Here is a 2,340-nt window from a genome sequence, read left to right on the forward strand (position 1 = left end):
GTGGTCGGCGAGGATGATCTCGACCACGTCACCACCGGTTTGCTGCAGGATCTTCGGCATCCGTCGACCTCCCAAGGCTCTCGCGTCCCAGCCCGGTACCCCGGCAAATTCGCCTGAAACGGTTAATCTGCGCTGATGGCACCACTCCGCGCACTCGTCCGCCGCCCCGGTTCCCGCCTCGCCGACGGCTTGATCACCCATATCGAACGCGTCCCGGTCGACGTCCAACTCGCCGCCGAACAGTGGCAGCAGTACGTCGACGCCCTGGTCGGGGCCGGCTGGACCTGCGTCGAGGTGCCGCCGATCGACGAATGCCCCGACGGCGTGTTCGTCGAGGACACGATGGTGGTCTACCGGGATCTCGCCGTGATCGCCCGGGCAGGCGCCGATGAACGACGCCCGGAGGCCGCGGACGCGGAGTACGCGGTCGCGGCCAGGGGCTACCGGATCGCCCGGATCACCGAACCCGGCACCCTCGACGGCGGCGACATCCTGAAGGTCGGCACCACCGTGTACGCCGGCCTCGGTGGCCGCACCAACCACGAGGGGATCAACCAGCTCCGCCAGTTCCTGGAACCACTCGGGGCCGACGTCATCGCAGTACCGGTCAGCAAGGTCTTGCACCTCAAGTCAGCGGTGACGGCCCTGCCGGACGGGACTGTGATCGGGTATGAGCCACTCGTGGACGACACCACCGCGTTCAAATCGTTCAGACCCGTGCCCGAGGAAGCAGGCTCGCATGTCGTGCTGCTGGGAGACGACCGCCTCCTGATGGCCGCCTCGGCGCCCCAGTCCGCGGAGCTCTTCCGCGAACTCGGGTACACGCCGGTCGTCGTCGACATCAGCGAGTTCGAGAAGCTCGAGGGCTGCGTCACGTGCCTGTCGGTTCGCCTTCGTCAGTGAGCTCCGCCTCGGCGAGGCGGAGAGCTGCCAGCGTCTGCAATGCGGGGTCTTCGATGGCGAAGGTGCGGACCGGGCCGCGTGCGGTCTGGGCGGTCTCGAAGCGGACGGTGACCCGGCCACGGCCCGAGCCCCAGACCCAGCCCTCGCCGTACTGGGTGTGCACGACGTCCTGGCCCGGGTAGTACCCGGCTTGCCGCTCGCGGGGCCGCTCCGGCATCTCCACCTCTTCGAGCGGCGCCTCCGCGGTCTCGCTCTCGGTGAAGAGATCGTCCTGGATCCAGTCCGCGAGCGACGAGACCCCGACGCCGAGCAGCCGGATTCCGCCGGAGATGTCGCTGTCCTCCAGCAGCCGTCGCGCCACCCGGGAGATCACCCGCGGATCGTCCGTCGGCCCAGCCAGCGTGAAGGAGCGGGTGTGCGTGGTGAAGTCGTGCATCCGGGTCTTCACCGTGACGGTCCGGCCGGAGAGCTGGGCCTTCTGCAGCCGCTCGGAGACCCGGAGCGCCATCCGGTCGCCGATTGCCGTCAGCAACGACCGGTCGATGATGTCGGTCTCGAAGGTGTCCTCGACGCTGACCGACTTGGTCTCCCGGTCGCTGACCACCGGCCGGTCGTCGGCGGCGATCGCGAGCCGGTGCAGGCTGCTGCCGTGCGACGAGCCGACCTGGCGGATCAGCTCGTCGGGGTCGAGTTGCTGGAGATCGGCGACCGTCCGCACGCCGGCCATGCTGAGGCGCTGTGCCGTCACCGGACCGACGCCCGGGATCACCGTCACCTGCATCGGCGCGAGGAAGTCCGCCTCGGTGCCGGCCGGAACGACGACCACCCCGTCGGGCTTGTCGAGATCGCTGGCGATCTTCGCGATCAGCTTGGACGTGCCGGCGCCGACCGATGCGGTCAGGCCGCCGCTGACCTCTGTGATCGACGCCTTCAGCTCCTCGGCGATCGCCTGCACGTCCTCGACGGTGAGGTTGCTCAGCCCGGCCGCCGTGAGATCCACGAACGCCTCGTCGACAGAGAGCGGCTCGATCAGTGGCGACAGCGCCCGCATCTGCGCCATCACCGCCTCGCTCGTCTTCCGGTAGACGTCGAAACGCGGCCCCAGGTACGCCGCGTGCGGGCAGCGGGATCGCGCCTCGGCGGTGGACATGGCGGACCGCACTCCGTACTTGCGGGCCTCGTACGACGCGGTGGACACGACTCCGCGCAGCCCGATCCCACCCACGACGACAGGTTTGCCACGCAGGGAGGGCTTGTCCCGCTGTTCGACGGCCGCGAAGAACGCGTCCAGGTCGACATCCAGGATCGACGGGTCGGCACGCACCCCGACAGTCTCCCCGCCCGCACCGACAATTCCGCGCACCGACCGCACCCGGCCTCGGGAGAACAGACATCGTCGGGCAGGATCCGGGCATGGCGAGCTTTCCGCGGCAGTGG

At 69.3% G+C, this 2,340-nt stretch carries 2 protein-coding genes; one reads left to right on the forward strand and one right to left on the reverse strand.

The genetic code is table 11. The features are described 5' to 3' along the window. Window positions 1–135 precede the first annotated feature (135 nt). Window positions 136–903: a dimethylargininase gene (ddaH, locus tag VFG33_RS11150; protein WP_325025222.1), complete on the forward strand. Its 768-nt coding sequence runs from the start codon at window positions 136–138 to the stop codon at window positions 901–903. Here the strand turns inward: ddaH and VFG33_RS11155 are convergent. Then, window positions 872–2,227, reverse strand: coding sequence for a DNA polymerase IV (locus tag VFG33_RS11155; protein ID WP_325025224.1), 1,356 nt, complete (start codon window positions 2,225–2,227; stop codon window positions 872–874). The genes ddaH and VFG33_RS11155 overlap by 32 nt on opposite strands. Window positions 2,228–2,340: the final 113 nt, after the last annotated feature.

It is taken from the genome of Kribbella sp. (assembly GCF_035687465.1).
Classification (GTDB): domain Bacteria; phylum Actinomycetota; class Actinomycetes; order Propionibacteriales; family Kribbellaceae; genus Kribbella.

Excerpts from the sequence above, each read along its gene's own strand:
- ddaH (WP_325025222.1), top strand. The coding sequence starts at position 136 with ATGGCACCACTCCGCGCACTCGTCCGCCGCCCCGGTTCCCGCCTCGCC.